The 2,283-nt window shown below is 43.5% G+C and carries 3 protein-coding genes and 1 pseudogene; all 4 read left to right on the plus strand.

Features of this window, described 5'->3' with window-relative positions; translation table 11 throughout:
* A pseudogene (locus tag ACTQ1N_RS12495) lies at window positions 1-98 on the plus strand (LPS biosynthesis protein); the annotation flags it as partial.
* 553 nt (window positions 99-651) lie between these two features.
* Entirely contained in the window at window positions 652-798 is a 147-nt protein-coding gene (locus ACTQ1N_RS12500; RefSeq protein ID WP_441956983.1) for a hypothetical protein, read from the plus strand.
* A 196-nt stretch (window positions 799-994) separates the two neighbouring features.
* Entirely contained in the window at window positions 995-1,531 is a 537-nt protein-coding gene (locus tag ACTQ1N_RS12505; RefSeq protein WP_441956984.1) for a TIGR00730 family Rossman fold protein, read from the plus strand.
* Window positions 1,532-1,748: 217 nt separating this feature from the next.
* Window positions 1,749-2,105 (plus strand): DUF1304 domain-containing protein, encoded by a 357-nt coding sequence (locus tag ACTQ1N_RS12510; RefSeq protein WP_441956985.1) that lies wholly within the window; start codon window positions 1,749-1,751, stop codon window positions 2,103-2,105.
* Window positions 2,106-2,283 lie beyond the last annotated feature (178 nt).

A 2,283-nucleotide genomic window follows, 5' to 3' on the forward strand; every position in this document is an offset into this window, starting at 1 on the left:
GACCATTGATTAATAAAAAATTGAAATTGATGTCAGAATTAACAGAGCATACCTTGGCAAATGAAATAGAAGCTCCACATGAGATTTTAAGAAAATAGGCAAGTCAAATTCCAGTTTTATGCCTTGGCTTTTGATAGATAACGTTTCACAGAAGGTGAACGGATTTAGATATGTTTCCGCAAACAGAGGCGAATTTTCGATATGTTCCTACAGACAGTCGGGCAGCATGATTATATTTTCCATTGTCTCGGGGCACGTCGAGACCGCCGCTCTGCTAATTCGGCAGAACTAGAAAAGGCCCGTAAAAGCCCGTGTTTAAGCCATTTCTTCGGCATCAGTCTTTCTGAAAAGAGGCCGGTGCCGCTTTTTCTTTTGGAAAAAATGTGAATATTGCTCTGGCGTGACCGTGGAAAGGTTATTTTGATGAATTTCTGTCGGGCGAGACTGTGACTTTGCTATTTTCAGGGGGCGAGACTGTAGGAAGGCTATTTTTCGGAAGTCGAGACGGTGGGAAAGCAATTTGAGGCTGCGGAGGATTGATGCATCAATACAACCGAGCTTGCTGAACAGATCCAGCAGCTCAGAGAAAGAAAAAACGAGATTGAGACCACAAAGTCGGAACGGAAGCGTGACGAAGAACGGGTTGTTGCTTTGCGGGAATCCGTCGAGAAAGCAAAGGATAAGGTGCTCGCCTATGATGAGCAGCTGGTGCGGAATTTTATCGAGGAGATCAGAGTCTTTCCAGACAAGCTCACCATCACGGTGAAAGGTGGCGTTAAGGAAGACATTACAATTTAACGATGAGAATAGTTTATTCCGCCTCGGGATGCCGGGGCAGTTTTTTTATGGAAGAAAGAAACACCTGATGTTATCATATTACATAAACATTATGCGAAAATGAGGCTGTGGATAAAAAATAGATGTATCTACTTAATAAACTTTCCGCAAGAGTTGACCTGCAGAAAAAATCGGAAGTTGTAGGAGAAAATTTTTAATGAATATAACAGTTTATCTTGGGGCAAACGAAGGAAATGACCCATGCTTACGAAAAGCAGTTGAGGAATTGGGAGCATGGATTGGGAACAGTGGAAATGCACTTGTTTACGGTGGTTCTAAAGGTGGTTTAATGGGAGCATTGGCAGACAGTGTATTGAAGGCAGGCGGTGATGTTACGGGTGTTGAGCCGAATTTTTTTATTGAAAATGAGTTTCAACATGATGGACTGACAAAACTGATTGCGACTAAGGATATGTCTGAGAGAAAAAACAAAATGATTGAGTTAGGAGAAGCCTTTATTGCCTTCCCGGGCGGCACGGGAACATTGGAGGAAATTGCAGAGGTAATGTCGAAGGTGTCTTTGAAACACCTGGAGGCACCCTGCATTCTCTACAACCTGAACGGTTACTACGATGATTTGAAAGCACTTCTAAATCATATGATTGAAAAAGGATTATCTTCTAACGAGCGACAGGAGGGAATCTTTTTTGTTGAAAATCTGGATGATATAAAGCGAATCTTGAGACGGGCATAACTTATATTTGCACAGTAAAATCTATCTTTATCATGAAAGGACTTCATCTGATTCATATGCAGGAGAAAGCTCTCGGCTTTTCCTTTGATGAGGAAATTTGAACTTTGGAGTGAAGCGATGATGAAAAAGATCGTGGATTGGTGGCGGGAGAATGGTAAAATAAGGACATATTCCAATTAAAAATCGAATCATCAGAAGTATGGAGGGATTACAAATTATGAATGTGATCACAAAGGTATTGTCAGTTCTTGTAGCACTGGAATTTCTGTACATCTTTTATCTGGAGACGCTGGCGACGACTTCCGAAAAGACGTCCAGCGTGTTCGGCATGACGACCGAGGAGCTCAGCCAGAAGAATGTGAAGGTTCTGTTCAAAAACCAGGGCGTCTATAATGGCCTGCTCTCCGTGCTGATTCTGCTGGCTGTATTCGCATTTGCCAGCAAAGCAGCCGTTGTCATTCTGATGGCGTACATCGTGGCGGTTGCTCTGTACGGAAGCCTGACCAGCAATCCGAAGATTATCCTGATGCAGGGCGGACTGGCCATCCTGACGCTGATCTCCTGCATCTTCTGAGCGGTACTGTATACAGGTTCTTTAATCCCCCGTGGGGATTACACCCCGTGTGGAATAACAGTAAAAAGTATCCTCAACTGTAAAACGAGATGCAACCCCTCTCGTTCTGGCCTGAGGCCATAATGGTTACTAATCAAATACCTGCCGGGAGGTTGCATCCCGGCTTGCAAAGAGATCA

This window comes from Porcincola sp. LCP21S3_C12, assembly GCF_052118625.1.
Lineage (GTDB): Bacteria > Bacillota > Clostridia > Lachnospirales > Lachnospiraceae > Porcincola.